We start from the raw sequence: 17,587 nt of genomic DNA, 5'->3' as shown, positions 1-17,587 counted from the left end.
CATCTCACCCGATGGCTTTTTTCATTATTGAATACACATGGTTTTTAGTGTCGAGATCAGTTATAACTTCCAAGGAGTTTGTTCAAAAAACAATAATCATGATCCATAAAATTCATCATTTAAAATGCGGCAGTATGTGTCCTGTCTGCGCACCTTTATTTGGGCAGAAAGGCTGGAAAGCTGAAGTGGTATGCCATTGTCTTTTAATAGAGACGGACCGCGGGCTTGTACTCATTGATACAGGATTTGGTCTGCAAGACTATTTACACATGCAACAACGCCTTGGCTCGTTAGTTAAACGTTTGGGGAAAATTGAGACGAATCTTGAATTCAGTGCAATCCAGCAAATACAAAAACTAGGTTTTCATCCTAAAGATGTACAGCACATCTTTGTGACTCACCTCGACTTTGACCATGCAGGTGGCATTTCTGACTTTCCTCATGCCACAGTTCATGTCTTAGCCACTGAATATAATGCTGCACAATTACCTAATTTTAAAGGTAAACTTCGCTATAGAACCAATCAATATAATCAGCATCGATACTGGAATTTCGTTGAATATCAGCAAGGTGAAAAATGGTTTAATCTTGAAAAAGTAAAAGGTTTTCCGTTATTCCAAGATGAAATTTTAATGGTGCCATTATTAGGCCATTCCGCTGGACATTGTGGCATTGCCATCAAACAACAAAATCAGTGGCTGTTGTTCTGCGGAGATGCTTACTACTCACATCTAGAGTTAAATCCTGAAAATAAATTAAGATCGCTAACCCTTCTGGAAAAAACGTTTGCAGAAGATAATGAAAAGCGTCTTATTAACCTTAAAAAATTACAGCATTTGGCTCAACATGAGCCAACGATTGAAATTATTTGTGCCCATGACCCTCATGAGCTTCGACGGTATCAAACATGAAAAAAATCTCCCTCATCGCCCTTGTTCTGTGTCTAAACCTACAGGGATGTATGCAACATGAAAGCATTGCACATGAGCATAGACCCAAAGATTGGGGAACTTTAGTTTCCGAAGCACATAACTTTTACCAAGTGAGCAATGATGTTTTTCGTAGCGAACAACCAAATGCTGCAATGATTCCCGAATTAAAACGTCATGAAATCGGAACTATCATTAATTTAAGAGCTAAAGACTCAGATGAATTAGTATTTAAAAATGAGAATTTTAATCTTGTTCACATTCCTATCGATACATGGGCAATTAACAGACAAGACCTGTTAGAAGTCATGCAGCAAATTAAAATTGCTAAACAAAATAATCAACGTGTTTTATTACACTGCTACCACGGTTCAGACCGTACTGGTGCTAGCGTAGCGATGTATCGAATTATTTTTGAACATTGGGCAATTGATGATGCAGTTAAAGAAATGAAGCAAGGCGGATACGGTTATCATATTATTTGGAAAAATATTGACCGTTTATTTACCCCTGAAAATGTAAAATGGATTCAACAACAATTGTCGAATCCATCTTAATTAAATCTTGAATCAACCTTAGATCAGATTAGCGCTGATCTAATGGCACCCAATCAATGACCCAAGCTGACTTCATGTTTAAACTGGAGTCAGAGGTAATTTTCTTACGAGCTGCATCTGCTGTATCACGGTCTTTCGCAGGTCCAACCATAATACGGATACCTTTACTGGTCGGACTTGTCGTAACCTTATAACCTTTAGCACGTAGTTTAGAGACAACAGCATCTGCATTTGCCTGATTGGCAGCCAATGCAACTTGTACCATCCACTTTTTATCGCCATTTTCAAGCAGCTCACGCGCTTTCTCTGCTTCAGCTTTTTTCTCAGCGTCAGCTTTGTGCTTAGCTTCTGCTGTTTTCTTTTCTGCTTCAGCATGCTTCTTAGCTTCAGCTTTTTTGTCTGCCTCGGCTTGATGTTTAGCTTCTGCCGCTTTTTTCTCGGCTTCAGCTTTATGTTTAGCTTCAGCAGCTTTCTTATCAGCTTCTGCTTGCTTCTTGGCTTCTGCTGCTTTTTTATCAACTTCAGCCTGACGTTTTGCCTCAGCGGCTTTTTTATCGGCTTCTGCTTGTTTCTTTGCTTCAGCAGCTTTTTTATCGGCTTCTGCTTTAGCTGTATCTACTGACTTTTTTGTATCAGTTTGCTGTCCTTTTGTCTTTCCATCAGAACCTGCAACTTCAGGAGGAATGTTATCTGAGCTTTCTTGAGCAGCAGCTCGGCGAGCATTAATTGCAGCATATTCGGCAGCAGCTTTACGGGCTGCATCTGCTTCGGCCTGTTGTTGCATTGCCAAGAATTCGGCAGCACGAGCCTCTTGCTCAGCAACCGCTTTTTCACGAGAACGGCGTTGTTCTTCAAGAAGACGTTTTTCTGTTTCTACATCCACTGCAAGCGGTTGTAGCTGTACCATCTGCCCTTCTTGTGCTGATGGCTTTGGTTTAGCGTGTAATTTCGGTGATGTTGAGGTCTGTGGTTCAGCGCCCACATGTTTTATTTCTTCATTTCCTTTTAGAAGTAATGCTGCCAATAAAACACCACCACCTAATAAAACAACGCCACCCATCCAGCGTTGTTTGTTATTCATTGACATTCTTCCAAATACTCCCAAATCGCTTCTAAAGTATGAAACGAACCACAGGCTAAAATCAGCTGATTGTTATTTGTTTGCTCAAGCGCTGATTTAAAAGCCTCTTTGATATTGCCAAATTGTTGTATTGTCTGGCCTTGTAGGGCGTCATTCAACTGCTGAATCGGTGCAGCACGCGGCACATTCAACTCAGCAATTTTCCAATGTAAAACAGTAGGTTTCAATAAATCCACTACTGATTTTATATCTTTATCTGCCAGCATTGAAAATACTGCGACAACTTCTGTGTACTGTTTATTGTATTCTAAGAAATTTCGCAATTGCTTTAACAAAAATTCAACACCATGTGGATTATGTCCGGCATCAAAAATTATGGTTTTTCCATCAACTTGGCGCACTTCAAAACGACCTGCTAAGCGTGCTTTTTCAATACCCTGCTCTAGCGCGCATTGCGAGATTTCAAGTCCGCTATTTAATATAGCAGCCACTGCCCCTGCAATATTTTCAATTGCAAGTGACCCTAGTGGTAATTTTAAAGTAGTTCCTTCACTTGCAAAATACCAGTGTTTTCCGTCACTGGCGAGTTTATAAAAATAATCTCTATTGATCGCGTATAGTTTCGCTTGTGAAGTATTGGCTTTATCTTGAATAGCCTGAGGTAAAGATTGTTCACCTGCAAAAATCACTGGAATATCAGGGCGAATAATACCTGCTTTTTCAAAAGCAATTTTCTCAATGGTATCGCCTAGCCAGTCAGTATGATCAAGACCGATATTGGTGATTACAGCAATATTAGGATCAATGACGTTGACGACATCAAGACGCCCGCCCAAACCGACTTCAAGCACCCATACATCGCATAGTTGTTGCTTAAAAATGACAAAAGCAGCCAAAGTGGTTGCTTCAAAAAAAGATAAGCTTAAAGCGCAATCACGACGAGCCTGATCAACTTGCACAAAAGCGTCAATCAGGCTTTGATCATCAACCTCGACTCCACCTAACTTGACTCGTTCGTTAAAACGATAGATATGCGGTGATTGATACAACCCAACTTTGTAACCTTGCGCTTTTAATATAGATGCAAGTGTTGTTGTAGTTGAACCTTTCCCGTTCGTTCCAGCAACAGTAAAAACTTTAGCAGTGGGTTTAGTCACTCCTAATTTTTCTGCTACCGGAATAACACGTTCCAGACCAAGATCGATCCCTGTAACGTGAACATGGCTCCAATAATTGAGCCATGTATCTAAAGAGTCTGTTGAAAGTGGAGCTTGTTGTTTCAAGGTAAGTTCATCAATTTCGATACAAGTCGAGATACAGTATCACGTAAAGCATGACGATGAACAATCTGATCGATTACACCATGATCAAGCAAATATTCAGCACGTTGGAACGGTTCTTCCAATGTTTCACGTACAGTTTGCTCAATTACACGTTTACCAGCAAAGCCAATCATTGCTTTAGGTTCTGCAATATGGATGTCACCCAACATTGCTAAAGAAGCTGTTACACCACCATAAACTGGATGTGTTAACACCACGATATAAGGTAAACCAGCATCTTTTAATTTTTGAATCGCAGCAGAAGTACGCGCCATTTGCATAAGCGACAACATACCTTCTTGCATACGCGCACCACCAGAAGCTGCAAAGCAGATTAATGGTTGGCGTTTTTCAATTGCAAGCTCAGCCGCCTGAACGAAACGGTCACCTACTACAGTACCCATTGAGCCGCCCATAAAGTCGAACTCAAAAGCACATGCAATCATGTCTACGCCATTTAAGTTACCTTGCATGGCAATTAACGCTTCCGTTTCACCAGTTTTAGTTTGCGCTTCACGCATACGTTCTGGATACGGTTTGCTATCAACAAACTTTAATGGATCTTTCGCACTAAACTCTTGACCTAATTCAGTCACAACATTGTCGAAGAACCAGTTTAAGCGATCGCGAGCTTTCATTTTTAAGTGTTCATCACACTGTGGACATACATACGCGTTAAAAGATATAGCGGTACGTGTCACTAAAGCATGACATTCAGGGCACTCAATAGTCGGCTCAGTAAATGTTGCTTTGAGAGTCTGTTGCTCATCTGCAACTTCAATACCTGGAACTGGTCGTTGTGTCCATGGTGTCGAAGGGCTAAGAACTTTCCCTGATTTCACTTCTTGATTCATACTAACTCATCGAGCGCTGCTCGAAGCTCCTTGACTTTATTCACCGTCTGTTCAACAGCTTCTTCAGCTGTCAACGTTGCAAAAGATTTAACGAAAGCACTACCTACAATCACAGCATCTGCAGCACTACCCATCGCTTTCGCGGAAGCAGCATCACTAATACCAAAACCAACGCCAACTGGAACGATAGTCATACTCTTGATTTTTTCAATACGCGCAGCCGCTTCAGAAGTATCTAAAGTCGCTGCACCTGTTACACCCTTAAGTGAAACATAGTAGATAAACCCACTTGCCTGATTTGCTACGTGTTGAATACGTTGATCGGTTGAAGTTGGTGCAAGTAAGAAGATTTGGTCCATATCATGCTGTTTTAAGATTGCACCAAATTCTTTTGACTCTTCTGGTGGTAAGTCCACAAGTAATAAGCCATCTACACCACATTGTTTCGCATAAGAAACAAATTTTTCATAACCAATTACTTCAACAGGATTGAGATAACCCATCAAAACTACAGGTGTTTCCTGATCCTGTTCACGAAACTCTTTTACCATGTTCAATGCATCTAAGGTATTAGTCCCTGCTGCAAGTGCACGTTCAGCCGCAAGCGCAATTACTGGCCCATCAGCCATTGGATCTGAAAATGGTAAACCAAGCTCAATGACGTCTACTCCTGCCTCAACCATTTTATGAAGTAACGGTACCGTTACTTGTGGCTGTGGATCACCCGCCATGACGTAAGATACAAGTGCTTTACGCTGTTGGGACTGCAACTTTTCAAAACGGGTGGCAAGACGTGACATAGGGTTGTGCTTTCCTTGAATTATTTAAAATTGAGGAGTTGTTTGTAGAAATACAAGAACATCGCATTTTAACGCTATTTTTTGCTCATTGAACAGGTCTAACGTTATGGCGATATTCGATTGTATGATTCATACAACCCATGGCGTACATTTATCAATATTTTGAAACTTTTCTCAATGATCAAAGCTTCCTATTTTTGAGTCATTATTTATTTGCAATTTGAGCAAAAAAAACATCAAAAACTCTATTACTCTGTATTTTTATGGGCGAGTTGCAATTGCTTTTTACGAGTGAGTAACGTTTGTCCTGTTAAGTTTTTATGTGCCCTTGCAAGTGCAGACTGATCGGAATAACCCAACTGGTCAGCAATTGCAGTAAGACTTTCATTTTGACTTAACAATATCTCGCAGCGCTTCATACGCTCAGCATCTAAAATTAATTTAAATGAAGTGTTTAATGCCTGTAGTTGGCGTTGCAAGCTCCTCACTGAAACATTGAGCTCGATGGCAATATCTTCTATTTTGGGTGCTTGCTGTTTATGCTTGAAATATTCTTGTACGATCCAATGTATTTGCTGAACTAAATCAGTATGTACTTTTCTTTGAACCAAAGCTTCTTCGGCTTGTTTTACTAAAAGCTGTACTAAAGTTGGGTCTGCATGCTGGGGACGTACATTTAAACTTTCACTTGCAAAAGTTAATGCATAGTAAGGTCGGTCAAATGACAATTTACACTGAAAGAACCGTTGATAATGAACCAGTGCACCTCGAGGTCGATGTACAAACTCAATATGCTGTAAAAGAAAATCATGTAAGGGAGCAATCTCTTTAGCGAGCTGTACCATTGCTGCTAAAGTTAACTCACTAAGTACAATATTACTGGCATCAACCAAAGGCCAATACAATCGAATTTTGGAAGCATCTTGCTCAATTTGTATAGGTACAACTTGCTCGCCATCTATGACTAAGCGGTGAAACTTAGCAATATACTGAACCACTTGACCCAAAGTATCACTTCTAGATGCCATGTAACCCAGCACCCCAAAGTTGGCAGGTGTAATACAGGCTGCCATTTCTAAAGCCAAATTGGTCACTTGTAATCGAGATTCAGTCAATTCTAAAAGCTCAATGAAAAGATGCAAAGAAGATTGAGCATCAATAGAGGCAGACAAAATATTTTGAACTTGGCGAGTTTGAGTGTCATTTAAATTAAGTGTCTGCCAAGCGACTCCCTTTTCTTTTAAATACGTATTCCAAAGATAAAAGTACCCGTTAGAGATCGTAAATTCTTGCATGGCGTTTCCTTTTTTTACTGCCATCTTGTCGCAAACTGTATAAAAATTGGCGATAACTGTCAAAACAAAGCCGACCATTCACGACATACTAAGGAAAAGCTTAGTTGCGAGAAATACAAAGATGAACGCACATGTTTCTTATCAGGTCGAGCCAGTGGTTCGCAAAGATCTAGATTTTCATTTAAATGAAGCACCACGATTTTGGTTTAATAACGATCCCTTTTTGACTCGTATGTTTGATGCACTCAGCTTAACCTTTCCAGACGGAGAGCGTTACTTCATAGAATGTGTACGAATGTTCCGTGACAAAATTGATGATCCGGAACTACAAAAGCGAGTGGCAGATTTTATTAAACAAGAAGCTCAACATGGTATTGCCCATGACAAAATGAATCAACTCATGAAAGAGCAAGGTATGCCTGTAGATGAGTTCACAAGCACACTTAAAAGAATTTTCCGTTTTGAGCTTACCCAACGTTCACCACAATACAATATTGCCATGACAGCAGCAGCTGAACATTTAACAGCATTAATGGCGGAAACTTTTTATAGCAATAAAAAAACTTTAGAAAATGCACATCCTTATGTTCGTGCATTATTTGCATGGCATGCCATTGAAGAAATGGAACATCGAGATGTGGCATTTGATGTTATGAGACAGGTGGGCGAAGTTCCAGAGTCGACTCGTCGTTTTGTACTTGTTTTAACAACTGTACTCATGTTTGGTTTCACACTCTATAGAACCAACATCATGTTGAAATGTGATGGCTTTAGCCCTAAAGAAAGGTTATCGATGACACTCAAAGGTTTACCTTGGTTCTTTGGAAAAAATGGCACATTAACCGCCATGAAAAAACAATATCTGGACTGGTTTAAAAAAGATTTTCACCCAAGCCAACATCCAGTTATTCGTCAGTATCCTGTTTGGATTGAAACTTTAGAAAAAACAAATGACCCAATCGCAGCAGGTGAAGCATTTTGGCAAGCAGGTTTATAACCTGCTTGTTACCATTTTGCATAATGTTGTTCTAATAGTCCGTATTGCTCATTGCAAGTGATTGTATCAATTGCCTCATGTTCAATACTGCCGCTTATTTTAGCTTGCCACTGATTGAACTGACTTCCAATCATCCTTAGATTAATGTTTTCGTATCGACACCAACCAATATGGACTTGCAGATTAAGCTTTTGATCTAAAGAGCTAATTTTCCATGTCTCATCATTTATTTTTTCAAATAAAACATCTGTAAGTGGAAATAAAACGCCATTCACCCATAAACAGTTTTCATTACCAAAACTTTCATTAACCCCAGAAGCCAAATTCAACCCAATACGTCGCCCCTGCTCATCCCAAAAATTACATGAAAGCCAAAACCACGCTGTTTCAGGACGTAAAAAACCACAGGTATCATCTAAGGATGCAAACGTCTTTTCATCAAATTGCACAAGTTGTTTTTGTTTACTCATGAACATACCTTCAACAGCCAAAGTGGTCTGCTTTTGGGTATACGTCCAACCATTAATACCTGTTGGGGTACACAAACTTAAGATATCTGTCCCCGCACAAAAAATACGGGCACTCAAACAAATTTCACCATATTTAGTCACCCGAATGTATCGCACACCATTGGCATGCTGAATATCGATCTGATAAGGCGATTTAGAAAAATAGCTTTGATTAAATAACGGCTGTTCATCAAGATGAGTTTTATGACCTAAGGGCTGAATCGCATTCCACTCAATGACTTGTTTTGTTTCATGATCATAGATATAGAAAAAACCATGGCCTACCCAGCCAATATCTGCAATTGCTAAACCAATACTGTAGTGCTTATGCTGAATGCCGCAGAATTTAAATTTTTTATACTTTAATTGCTTCCGCCAGCCCTTTAAGGCTTTACCATAAGGTGTTTTATAAATATAACGTTGTACATGAATGGTCGACGGTACAGATTCAAAACGCCCATAACGAGGCTGTCCATTTTCTTGAATTAAATCCATTATTTATTATCCGTTGATTTCCTGCTCATCTATTGACTAATAATAGACTGATCACTAACCAATTGGCTACTTATCTGTTTTGATCTTCAAATAAGTTTTGTTGAGCCATAAAAAAAGAGCATATTAATATGCTCTTTTTTCTATTATTCACTTAAATCGATATACGATAACTTAAACTCTTTGAGGGTCTATTGCAGTAGCTATGACCCAATCCATCAACAAAATCAAATTCAACTCATGATTTAAGTGCAATTCAATTTCTAAAAGTTAAGCGTCATCATCACTTGCTTGTTCTGGTTCTGACTCTTGCTCGTTACTGTCCTGATTTTCCAATTTTTTCTCAGCGATTTTTGCTGCTTCATAGCCAGCAAAGGCACCTGCTGCTTTTTCTAGAAAACCTGCATCTGGATCTAATTTATCGACGCCTTGTTCTGCGATAATTGCACCAGCAATTTTACCTACTTCATCTAGAAGACCCATTTTGATTACTCCAAAGAGCTTATGTTGAGCTTCTAGTCTAAGGAGATGAATTGTAAATAGTGCTACAAAAAAGTTGCGATTTGAGAGAGCTATACATGAGATCGGCAATTTTTTATATTTTATTTTTGCCTTTAAGTCTTTTTTAAGAACACTTAGAGAAGTAAATAAGTGTTTTCCCAACGCGTTGGATTGAACTCACCTTGTACTAGTTGGATATAACGACCTGCAATATGGTCAATCGGAATGCAATTATCAATATCCACTACACGGTCGGTATGAGGCTTATGCCACTCTTGATCAATAAACTGTTTACCTAATTTTTTTGCACTTACCGCATTAGGTGCAACTACCAAATGATAACTATGTAACTCACCAAAAGCATTAGGTGTATAGCCACCCAGATTGATCAAATACAACTTTAGATCTGAAGCTGACGGCGCTGCATCAGAAAACTGGATTTGATAGTTCTGCCTTTGAGAGTTAACACCAGAGAGCTTGGCCCAAGCATCGATATGTAAACCTTGAGCCTCACCAAACCAAGCCTGTTTAAGTTGAGGGTAAATTTCTTCCAAAGTATCCCCTACAGCCATCACAACATCATGGACTTCTGTATTGGCACGTGCATGACGGCCACCTAACATCACCATAAACAAGCTTGGCATTTTTTCCTCTTACATCTCAACCATTTCTACGCCATCAATGCGTGCAACTGTCATTAAATCTTTATCACCACGGCCTGAAACAGTGGCAATAATAATCTGATCTTTAGACATGGTTGGTGCAAGCTTAGAGACATACGCCATTGCATGTGAGCTTTCAAGCGCAGGAATAATCCCTTCAATCTTGGTTAAGTCACGGAAACCTTGAAGAGCTTCTGTATCGTTAATTGGCACGTATTCTACGCGCTTCATATCTTTCAAGAAGCTATGTTCAGGACCAACACCCGGATAGTCCAAACCTGCCGAGATACTATGTGTCTCGATAATTTGGCCTTGTGCATCACTCATGAGGTAAGTACGGTTACCATGCAACACACCAACATGCCCTGCATTTAACGGCGCAGAGTGTTTTCCAGTTTCAATACCAAAACCAGCAGCTTCAACGCCATACATTTTCACGTTGGCATCATTTAAGAATGGATAGAACAAGCCCATTGCATTTGAACCACCACCAACACAAGCAACTAATGCATCTGGTAAGCGACCTGCTTGCTCCAAAATCTGTTTACGTGCTTCACGGCCAATAATAGATTGGAAGTCACGAACCAATTGAGGATATGGATGTGGTCCAGCAACTGTACCAATCACATAGTAAGTACTATCAACATTGGTTACCCAGTCACGCATTGCTTCGTTCATGGCATCTTTTAATGTTTTAGAGCCGCTTTGTACAGGAACAACTGTAGCACCCAACAAACGCATACGATAAACGTTCATTGCTTGACGTTTAACGTCTTCAGCACCCATATACACAACACATTCAAGACCTAAACGTGCTGCAATTGTTGCTGTTGCTACACCATGTTGCCCTGCACCAGTTTCGGCAATAATACGTTTTTTGCCAGAAAGCTTTGCCAATAATGCCTGACCAATCGTGTTATTTACCTTGTGTGAGCCTGTATGGTTCAGGTCTTCACGTTTAAGATAAATTTGCGCACCACCTAACTCTTTTGACCATCGTTCAGCATAATAAAGTGGACTAGGACGACCTACATAGTAGGCGAGGTCACGGTCGAATTCTGCCAGAAACTGTTCATCATTTTTCATGCGGGAATAGAGATTTTCTAAATCTTCTAATGCCGCCATTAATGTTTCTGACACAAAACGTCCGCCATGGATACCGAAATGCCCATTTGCATCTGGGAATTGGGTATAGTCAATCACATTATTTTGCTGATCCACGTTGGACTCCTTGCATAAATCGTTCAATGAGTTGTTGGTCTTTTATACCTTTTGCGGACTCTACGCCTCCGCTCACATCTACTGCAAAAGCACCGGTAGTATGAATAGCGTCAATGACATTGTCAGGGGTTAAACCACCTGCCAAAATTAATGGAATATCAAGTTTCGGGAATTTAGACCAGTCAAACTGATGACCTGTGCCCCCTTTGAGCTCAGGATGCCATGCATCGAGCAATACAGCACTGGCACCAGCTGCCTGATATTTTTGAATTTCAGCAACTACATCCAGATCAGGTTTGACCTGAATCGCTTTATACCAGCGACGTTTACAATGGCGAGCAATATCTTGGCATTGTTCTGGAGTTTCATCGCCATGTAGTTGTAATACATCTAGGGGAACACAATCAAGTACATCCTGAATTTCAGTAGCACTCGCATTTACAAACAAACCTACCATTTGTACATAAGGCGGAACGTGTTTTGCTAATTCTTGTGCTTGTTCAACTGTTACATTTCTTGGACTTGGCGGGAAAAAAACAAAACCTATCGCATCTGCTCCAGCTGTAACTACTGCTTGAACATCTTGCTTACGAGTAATTCCACAGATTTTTGCTCGTGTACGTTTTTGGTTTGATGGGCTCATGATCTGCCTAAACTACAACCATTTTTTAAAATAAACGCCATTGTAATGCAATTTTTGTCCCTTGCGTAAAAGTTCTCTGGGAATTGGTCGAAATGACATTGTCGGAAGTAATTCAGCACTTTATACTGCGTTCAAATGGAAGCAAGTGTAAGCAATTGATGCTTTAGGGAAGCTGGTGAAAGTCCGGCACTGCCCCCGCAACGGTAACAATGTAAAGCATATTTTTTAAGTTGAGATCGACTTACACCACTGCAGTGATGTGGGAAGGTGAATATGTCCATAAATGATTTATGGCGCTGAAGTCCGGAGACCTGCTTGTTTCATCTATCTACCCGATCATTCACGTGGGGTGAATGTATGGAGCATGTTATGTCTAAGTCTTTTCAACCTACCCGTCTGGTGGGGGCTATCGCTATTGCGATGGGGTGTTCACCTGTTATTTTTGCTGAAGATACAACTACCACAACTCAGCTTGATCCAATTGTAGTGACTGCTTCAAAAAGCGCAGAAAAAGCCAGTGAAGTTCCGGCGCGTATTTCTGTGATTGATGAAAAAACCATTGAGCAGAATCCCGCATTCAATTTATCTGATCTCATCCAAAAAGATGCTTCTGTTTATATCAAACAAAATGGCGGTCTTGGACAAGGTACAAACCTCTCTATTCGAGGCACTAACCCAAATCATGTTTTATTACTTAAAGATGGTGCTCGCTTAAATACACCAAATACACTATCTCCTATCTATCCTGAGTTCTTGGATACAACTGATGTTGAGCGCATTGAAGTTCTAAAAGGTCCATCATCTGTACAATACGGTAGTGATGCTATCGGTGGTGTAATTCAAATGATTACGGCTACCCCTCAAAAGAACTCTGCATTTATTACAGGTATTTATGGTGAAAATAAAACCTATAAAGCAATTGTAGGGGCAGATTTAGTCAGTGATGAAGGGTTCTATGCTCAAATTCGCGGACAACGTTTGGAAAGCGATGGTACTCGTATATTTGATAGTCAACCAGAGAATATGAAAGCAGCTTATGACCAAAAAGGTTATAGTGCAAAATTAGGTTACAACAATAAAAATGACTTAAATGCCAGCGTTGAAATCAGCCAAAATAAGGGTAATAACAACTACTCAGAAAATAGTGGTGTGAATAATGCTGCAAGAAGAGAGTTTGATAATCAATTAATCACAACAAAAGTTGAATATAAAGCGACATCTGATGTCACTATTAATGCACGTTATTCTAATTTCAAAGATAACGAAGAGTACCGTGAATCCTCACCTTACCACGCAGATACTAAACGTAATGAAGGGGATCTAAATATCAAATGGCAATTTACACCAACACAAAACATCTTAGCTGGTACAAGTATTGATAAAACTGAATATAAAGATGCTTCCATATTAAATGGAAAACAAGATATTGATTCCGCTGGTTATTATCTTCAACACCAATATAAAACTGATAAGATTAGTACACAGTTAGGCGTTCGCTTAGAGGACAATGAAAAGTTCGGAACACATACTGTTGGTCAAGGTGCTATCCGTTACTTCCTACTTCCGACAACTAGTATTTATGCCAATATTGGAACAGCCTTTAGAGCACCATCCTTATCAGAACTCTATTATTTTTATGAAAATCCAGCATGGAATTACTATTCATACGGTAATCAAAATTTAAAACCAGAAGAAAGTTTCTCTTATGAAATTGGTGCAGATCATCAATTTAATAGTCATTTATCTGGTTCGATTTCGGCTTATCAAACTAAAGTTAAAAACTTAATCACAACCAATACTGTATTTAATCCTGTAACGTTTGCTACCGTTGCTAATTATGAAAATATAAATAAAGCAGAATTTACAGGTGGTGAATTCGGTTTAAAATGGAAACAGCAAGATCTGTTCTTATCGACTGAATATGCCTATGTAAAAACAGAGAATAAAGAATCTGGTTTAGAAATTGCGTATCGTCCTAAACAAACCCTTACTTTAACTACTGGTTTAGAAAATACCGTTTACGGTATTAGCGCTTCGCTTATTGCCCGTTCTAGTTCTAATGCTCAGAATAGTGCTAATCCGCAAAAAGTCCCTGGCTATGCTACTGTCGATCTAAATGCTTACTGGAATATCAATCCAAACGTAAAATTATTTACCAATATTCAAAATGTAGGCGATGTAGATTACAAAACGGTTTACAACTTTGGAAATTGGTATGTAGATGGAGGTCGCCAAGCTTCTGTTGGCGTAACTTTCCGTTATTAATTTTCACTCTAGATTATAAAAATATTTTCTTAACTCCAGTTTCGGGGTAATGTTTTGACCGACATTATCCCCTTTTTTATGTTCAGGATATCCATCATGGGACACCGTTTAAGTAAAATCTATACACGCACAGGCGACTCAGGTACAACAGGTTTAGGCGATGGCTCTCGTGTTGCCAAAGATGATTTACGAATTGCGGCGCTTGGTGATGTCGATGAACTCAATGCCATTATTGGTGTACTACGCGCACAAATCACAGCCAGCCAAGTGACTAATAAAGCAGATTGGGACAAGAGTCTAAGCCTAATTCAACATTGGCTTTTCGATTTAGGTGGCGAAGTTTGTATTCCAAACTACAATTTACTTCAGCCCGTTTGTATTGAGTTTCTGGAAAAAGAAATTGACCGTATGAATGAAGATTTGCCTATGCTGAAAGAGTTTATTCTGCCATCTGGCTCTTTATCTTGCAGTTACGCTCATCAAGCGCGTGCTGTTTGTCGTCGTGCAGAACGATCTCTGCTGTCGGTACAAACTCGTGATCAAAATATTCAAGCCACAGCGCTCCAACTTTTAAACCGTCTATCTGACTGGTTATTTGTCGCATCTCGTGCTTTACAACGTGCCGAAGGTGGACAAGAAGTCCTTTGGCAAAAAAATATTAATGAGATTATTTAAAAATAGACTAATTTAAGTATGGTCTCTGCTTTTTAAGAGACCATAACCAACAATAACTGAATAGAAGAAAATTATGCGCATTATTGGTCATCGTGGTGCACGCCGAGAAGCTCCTGAAAATACATTAGGTGGTTTTCAGCACATAAAAAACTTAGGTATTCGTGGTGTCGAATTTGATATTCGTCAGCTTCAAGACCAAGAGCTGATCGTTATTCATGACGATAATTTTTTACGTACAGCTGGAGTCGATCAAATTGTTGAGCAATCGACTTTAGCTCAAGCTTTAACATTTGATAATCGTCAAAACTGGCCCAATTGGCCAAATCCAGAGCCAACACCAACTCTTACAGGTGTTTTAAAATTGCTTGATAACTTCGAGCATATTGAAGTTGAAGTTAAAGCAGTAAGAGATATGGCATTTGCAGAAAAGTTAGTTCAAAAGCTTGAAACTGAATTACAGGGTTATGAAAAAGTCGTGACTATCACAAGTTTCGATCTTCAAATTTTAACTGCTTTACGTGACATCGATTCACAATTTAAACGCGGCTTGTTAGTTGAAATTCCAGTGGGAGCCGCAGCAATTGAACTCGCTCATCAATATGGTTGCGGTCATATTGGTTGGCATGACCAACTTGCTACAGATGAAATGATTCAACTGTCTCATCAAGCAGGTTTAAACATTAGTGTATGGACAGTAAATGATGTAGAAAGAGTGAAAAGGCTCCGTGATTTAGATATTCAAGGTTTAATTACGGATATTCCTACAACAATGCTCGAAGCTCTTTAAATAGAAAAAAGGTGGTATTAACCACCTTTTATTTTTTCTCTGCCTGAATTAGACGTTGTCCGTTCTGATCAAGTAAATACAAAGTATTACCTACCAACTGGAAGCGTTGAATACGTTGTAAAGAGTCAACTAGTTCTGCTTCTTGAGCCAAAGCGCCATCACAACTCGAATGACCGGCATTAACTTCCATATCTAGTTTCTTTTGATTGAAGTCGAAAGTATATCGGCCAAAAATACGGTTACATCCCGTATGACCAGACACAGTTTTGACTGCTGAGTTCAATGAAAGAGTCGGCCATTGGTTAAAGAATTTTGCCTTATGCCCGTTGATCTGAGTAATTTGCCAGTCAATGTCTTGAACACCTTCTGGGCTCACTTTCTTCTTGACTACTTGGGTTTGTACATGGTGTGTGGGTTTTACATGGCCTTTTTGAATATTTTGTTGCGGCGTGCTTTGACATGCTGCCAATACAAGGCTGATTGTGATGAAAAGACATTTCAATGGCAATTTCTTTGCAATATCAATGCTATCCATTTTTCTCAATCGCTGTATTTTCATTACACAACTTCTCCTATCTGAAATGTTGCCAAGCATGGTTTAATTCTGTTACGGTTCTTTCAGTACATCTGTACAATAATATTAGTGATTCTCACTAAGCACATGCTAATATAATGTTCAAAATAGCAATAAATCTTGATGATTGGTTTTGCTATGTCGTTTTGTCTTTTTACCTTGTTTAACAAGGTTTCTAGGAGCGCTGCCGGATATGACTTCCGCCCCACTCAAGGCCCCAATTAACTGGACCGCTAGCATTACCTTAATTGGTTTACCAATTCTTGCTGCAATCATAATCCCGATTTATGCGTATTATTATGATTTTAGTGTAAGCGCATGGGTAAGCTTATTTTTTCTTTTAGCTTTAAGTAGCATGGGGATTACTGCTGGTTACCATCGTCTTTGGGCACACCGTGCTTATGAAGCGTCATTACCACTTAAAATTCTTTTAATGATTGCAGGCACATTTGCTGTACAAAACAGTATTCTGTTTTGGGCATCTGGTCACCGTACTCACCATCGTCATGTTGACCATGTGGATGAAGATCCATACTCAATTGAACGTGGTTTTTGGTATGCCCATATGGGTTGGATGATCCGCGATCATTCTCCATCTAAACCTGACTTTAAAAATGCACCTGATTTGCTCAATGACAAACTAGTGATGTTCCAACATAAATACTACGGTCTAATGGTTGTAGCAGTTCATGTCGGTATTTTAGGTTTAGTTGGCTGGGCAACTGGCGACTTATGGGGAGTTGTACTTCTCGGTGGTTTATTGCGTTTAATCATTAGCCATCAAGTAACATTCTTCATTAACTCACTTTGCCATATGTTTGGTAAACGCCCTTATACCGATGAAAACTCAGCACGCGATAACTTCTGGTTAGCGATTGCAACATGGGGCGAGGGTTATCATAACTATCACCATATTTTCCAATACGATTATCGTAATGGTGTGAAGTGGTGGCAATATGACCCAACTAAATGGTTAATCTGGACATGTTCTAAAGTTGGTTTAGCAAAGAACTTACGCCGTATTCCAAGCTTTAATATTAAAAAAGCAGAATTGGCAATGAAGTTTAAATATGCTGAACAAGACCTTGCTATTTATGGCCATGATGTAAATGCTGACATGAGCCAAATGAAGCAACGCATTGCTCAAGAATATGAAGCATTTACCCACACTTTAAATGACTGGGCGAAACTCAAAGAACAAGAGTTACAAGCGAAGAAAGCAGCTATGGCTGAAAAGATTCATAAAATGGATCATAAGTTAAAGGTTGATTTCCAATTGCTTGAACATCGTTTGAGTCATCACCGTGAGTGTTTAGAAACTTTAATGCGCAACATTAAAAAGAACACTAACATCGTACCAGACTAATACGACTCTAGTTCGAAATAGCGCCTGTAAAAGCCATGCTTTGCAGGCGCTATTTTT

Annotated in this window: 18 protein-coding genes and 1 riboswitch; of the genes, 7 read left to right on the top strand and 11 right to left on the bottom strand. The window is 39.4% G+C overall.

What is annotated here, in order from left to right; all coding sequences use genetic code 11:
- Positions 1–98: 98 nt before the first annotated feature.
- Both I8T81_RS03185 and I8T81_RS03180 read left to right on the top strand, forming a co-directional pair.
- Complete coding sequence (locus I8T81_RS03185; RefSeq protein ID WP_174739265.1) at positions 99–911, top strand: MBL fold metallo-hydrolase; 813 nt, start codon at positions 99–101, stop codon at positions 909–911.
- Positions 908–1,486: a dual specificity protein phosphatase family protein gene (locus tag I8T81_RS03180; RefSeq protein WP_198072100.1), complete on the top strand. Its 579-nt coding sequence runs from the start codon at positions 908–910 to the stop codon at positions 1,484–1,486. The genes I8T81_RS03185 and I8T81_RS03180 overlap by 4 nt, the downstream gene beginning before the upstream one ends.
- A 28-nt stretch (positions 1,487–1,514) precedes the next feature.
- On the opposite strand, the gene I8T81_RS03175 is transcribed toward I8T81_RS03180, so the two are convergent.
- The 5 genes from I8T81_RS03175 to I8T81_RS03155 form a co-directional block, all read right to left on the bottom strand.
- A complete protein-coding gene (locus tag I8T81_RS03175; protein WP_077168736.1) occupies positions 1,515–2,573 on the bottom strand; it encodes an SPOR domain-containing protein in 1,059 nt (352 codons plus the stop codon).
- Positions 2,564–3,850, bottom strand: a complete 1,287-nt coding sequence (folC, locus tag I8T81_RS03170) for a bifunctional tetrahydrofolate synthase/dihydrofolate synthase (RefSeq protein ID WP_198072099.1) — start codon at positions 3,848–3,850, stop codon at positions 2,564–2,566. The genes I8T81_RS03175 and folC overlap by 10 nt, the downstream gene beginning before the upstream one ends.
- Positions 3,847–4,743 (bottom strand): acetyl-CoA carboxylase, carboxyltransferase subunit beta, encoded by an 897-nt coding sequence (accD, locus tag I8T81_RS03165; RefSeq protein ID WP_004705709.1) that lies wholly within the window; start codon positions 4,741–4,743, stop codon positions 3,847–3,849. Before accD ends, folC begins: the two co-directional genes overlap by 4 nt.
- The gene (trpA, locus tag I8T81_RS03160) at positions 4,740–5,543 is read right to left on the bottom strand and encodes a tryptophan synthase subunit alpha (protein ID WP_198072098.1); all 804 of its coding nucleotides are present in this window, start codon (positions 5,541–5,543) and stop codon (positions 4,740–4,742) included. The genes accD and trpA overlap by 4 nt, the downstream gene beginning before the upstream one ends.
- A gap of 248 nt (positions 5,544–5,791) precedes the next feature.
- Positions 5,792–6,838 carry an AraC family transcriptional regulator gene (locus I8T81_RS03155; protein WP_004705705.1) on the bottom strand — a complete coding sequence of 349 codons (1,047 nt, stop codon included), beginning with the start codon at positions 6,836–6,838 and terminating at the stop codon, positions 5,792–5,794.
- Between the two features lie 121 nt (positions 6,839–6,959).
- On the opposite strand from I8T81_RS03155, the gene I8T81_RS03150 reads away from it, so the two are divergent.
- Positions 6,960–7,835 carry a metal-dependent hydrolase gene (locus I8T81_RS03150; protein ID WP_004705704.1) on the top strand — a complete coding sequence of 292 codons (876 nt, stop codon included), beginning with the start codon at positions 6,960–6,962 and terminating at the stop codon, positions 7,833–7,835.
- Positions 7,836–7,843: 8 nt separating this feature from the next.
- On the opposite strand, the gene I8T81_RS03145 is transcribed toward I8T81_RS03150, so the two are convergent.
- The 5 genes from I8T81_RS03145 to I8T81_RS03125 form a co-directional block, all read right to left on the bottom strand.
- Positions 7,844–8,839 (bottom strand): DUF2804 domain-containing protein, encoded by a 996-nt coding sequence (locus I8T81_RS03145; protein WP_151749784.1) that lies wholly within the window; start codon positions 8,837–8,839, stop codon positions 7,844–7,846.
- Positions 8,840–9,106: 267 nt separating this feature from the next.
- Entirely contained in the window at positions 9,107–9,319 is a 213-nt protein-coding gene (locus I8T81_RS03140) for a hypothetical protein (protein ID WP_002051387.1), read from the bottom strand.
- Between the two features lie 152 nt (positions 9,320–9,471).
- Positions 9,472–9,981 carry a DUF1543 domain-containing protein gene (locus I8T81_RS03135; RefSeq protein ID WP_198072097.1) on the bottom strand — a complete coding sequence of 170 codons (510 nt, stop codon included), beginning with the start codon at positions 9,979–9,981 and terminating at the stop codon, positions 9,472–9,474.
- A gap of 9 nt (positions 9,982–9,990) precedes the next feature.
- Positions 9,991–11,220 (bottom strand): tryptophan synthase subunit beta, encoded by a 1,230-nt coding sequence (trpB, locus tag I8T81_RS03130; protein WP_004705701.1) that lies wholly within the window; start codon positions 11,218–11,220, stop codon positions 9,991–9,993.
- A complete protein-coding gene (locus I8T81_RS03125; protein WP_151761672.1) occupies positions 11,204–11,863 on the bottom strand; it encodes a phosphoribosylanthranilate isomerase in 660 nt (219 codons plus the stop codon). Before I8T81_RS03125 ends, trpB begins: the two co-directional genes overlap by 17 nt.
- 126 nt (positions 11,864–11,989) lie before the next feature.
- A riboswitch (cobalamin riboswitch) is annotated at positions 11,990–12,196 on the top strand.
- Between the two features lie 24 nt (positions 12,197–12,220).
- On the opposite strand from I8T81_RS03125, the gene I8T81_RS03120 reads away from it, so the two are divergent.
- From I8T81_RS03120 to I8T81_RS03110, 3 genes are all read left to right on the top strand, one after another.
- A complete protein-coding gene (locus I8T81_RS03120; protein ID WP_191001122.1) occupies positions 12,221–14,128 on the top strand; it encodes a TonB-dependent receptor plug domain-containing protein in 1,908 nt (635 codons plus the stop codon).
- A gap of 96 nt (positions 14,129–14,224) precedes the next feature.
- The gene (locus I8T81_RS03115; RefSeq protein WP_042075961.1) at positions 14,225–14,803 is read left to right on the top strand and encodes a cob(I)yrinic acid a,c-diamide adenosyltransferase; all 579 of its coding nucleotides are present in this window, start codon (positions 14,225–14,227) and stop codon (positions 14,801–14,803) included.
- Between the two features lie 73 nt (positions 14,804–14,876).
- A complete protein-coding gene (locus I8T81_RS03110) occupies positions 14,877–15,590 on the top strand; it encodes a glycerophosphodiester phosphodiesterase (RefSeq protein ID WP_198072096.1) in 714 nt (237 codons plus the stop codon).
- Positions 15,591–15,618: 28 nt separating this feature from the next.
- Here the strand turns inward: I8T81_RS03110 and I8T81_RS03105 are convergent, their stop codons facing one another.
- Complete coding sequence (locus I8T81_RS03105) at positions 15,619–16,149, bottom strand: META domain-containing protein (RefSeq protein ID WP_198072095.1); 531 nt, start codon at positions 16,147–16,149, stop codon at positions 15,619–15,621.
- 208 nt (positions 16,150–16,357) lie between these two features.
- Between I8T81_RS03105 and I8T81_RS03100 the strand changes: the two genes are divergently transcribed.
- Positions 16,358–17,530: an acyl-CoA desaturase gene (locus I8T81_RS03100; RefSeq protein WP_198072094.1), complete on the top strand. Its 1,173-nt coding sequence runs from the start codon at positions 16,358–16,360 to the stop codon at positions 17,528–17,530.
- Positions 17,531–17,587 lie beyond the last annotated feature (57 nt).

This window comes from Acinetobacter seifertii (genome assembly GCF_016064815.1).
Taxonomy (GTDB): domain Bacteria; phylum Pseudomonadota; class Gammaproteobacteria; order Pseudomonadales; family Moraxellaceae; genus Acinetobacter; species Acinetobacter seifertii.
Note: the sequence above shows the minus strand (reverse complement) of the source record. Positions and strands in the feature narration are given on the sequence as shown.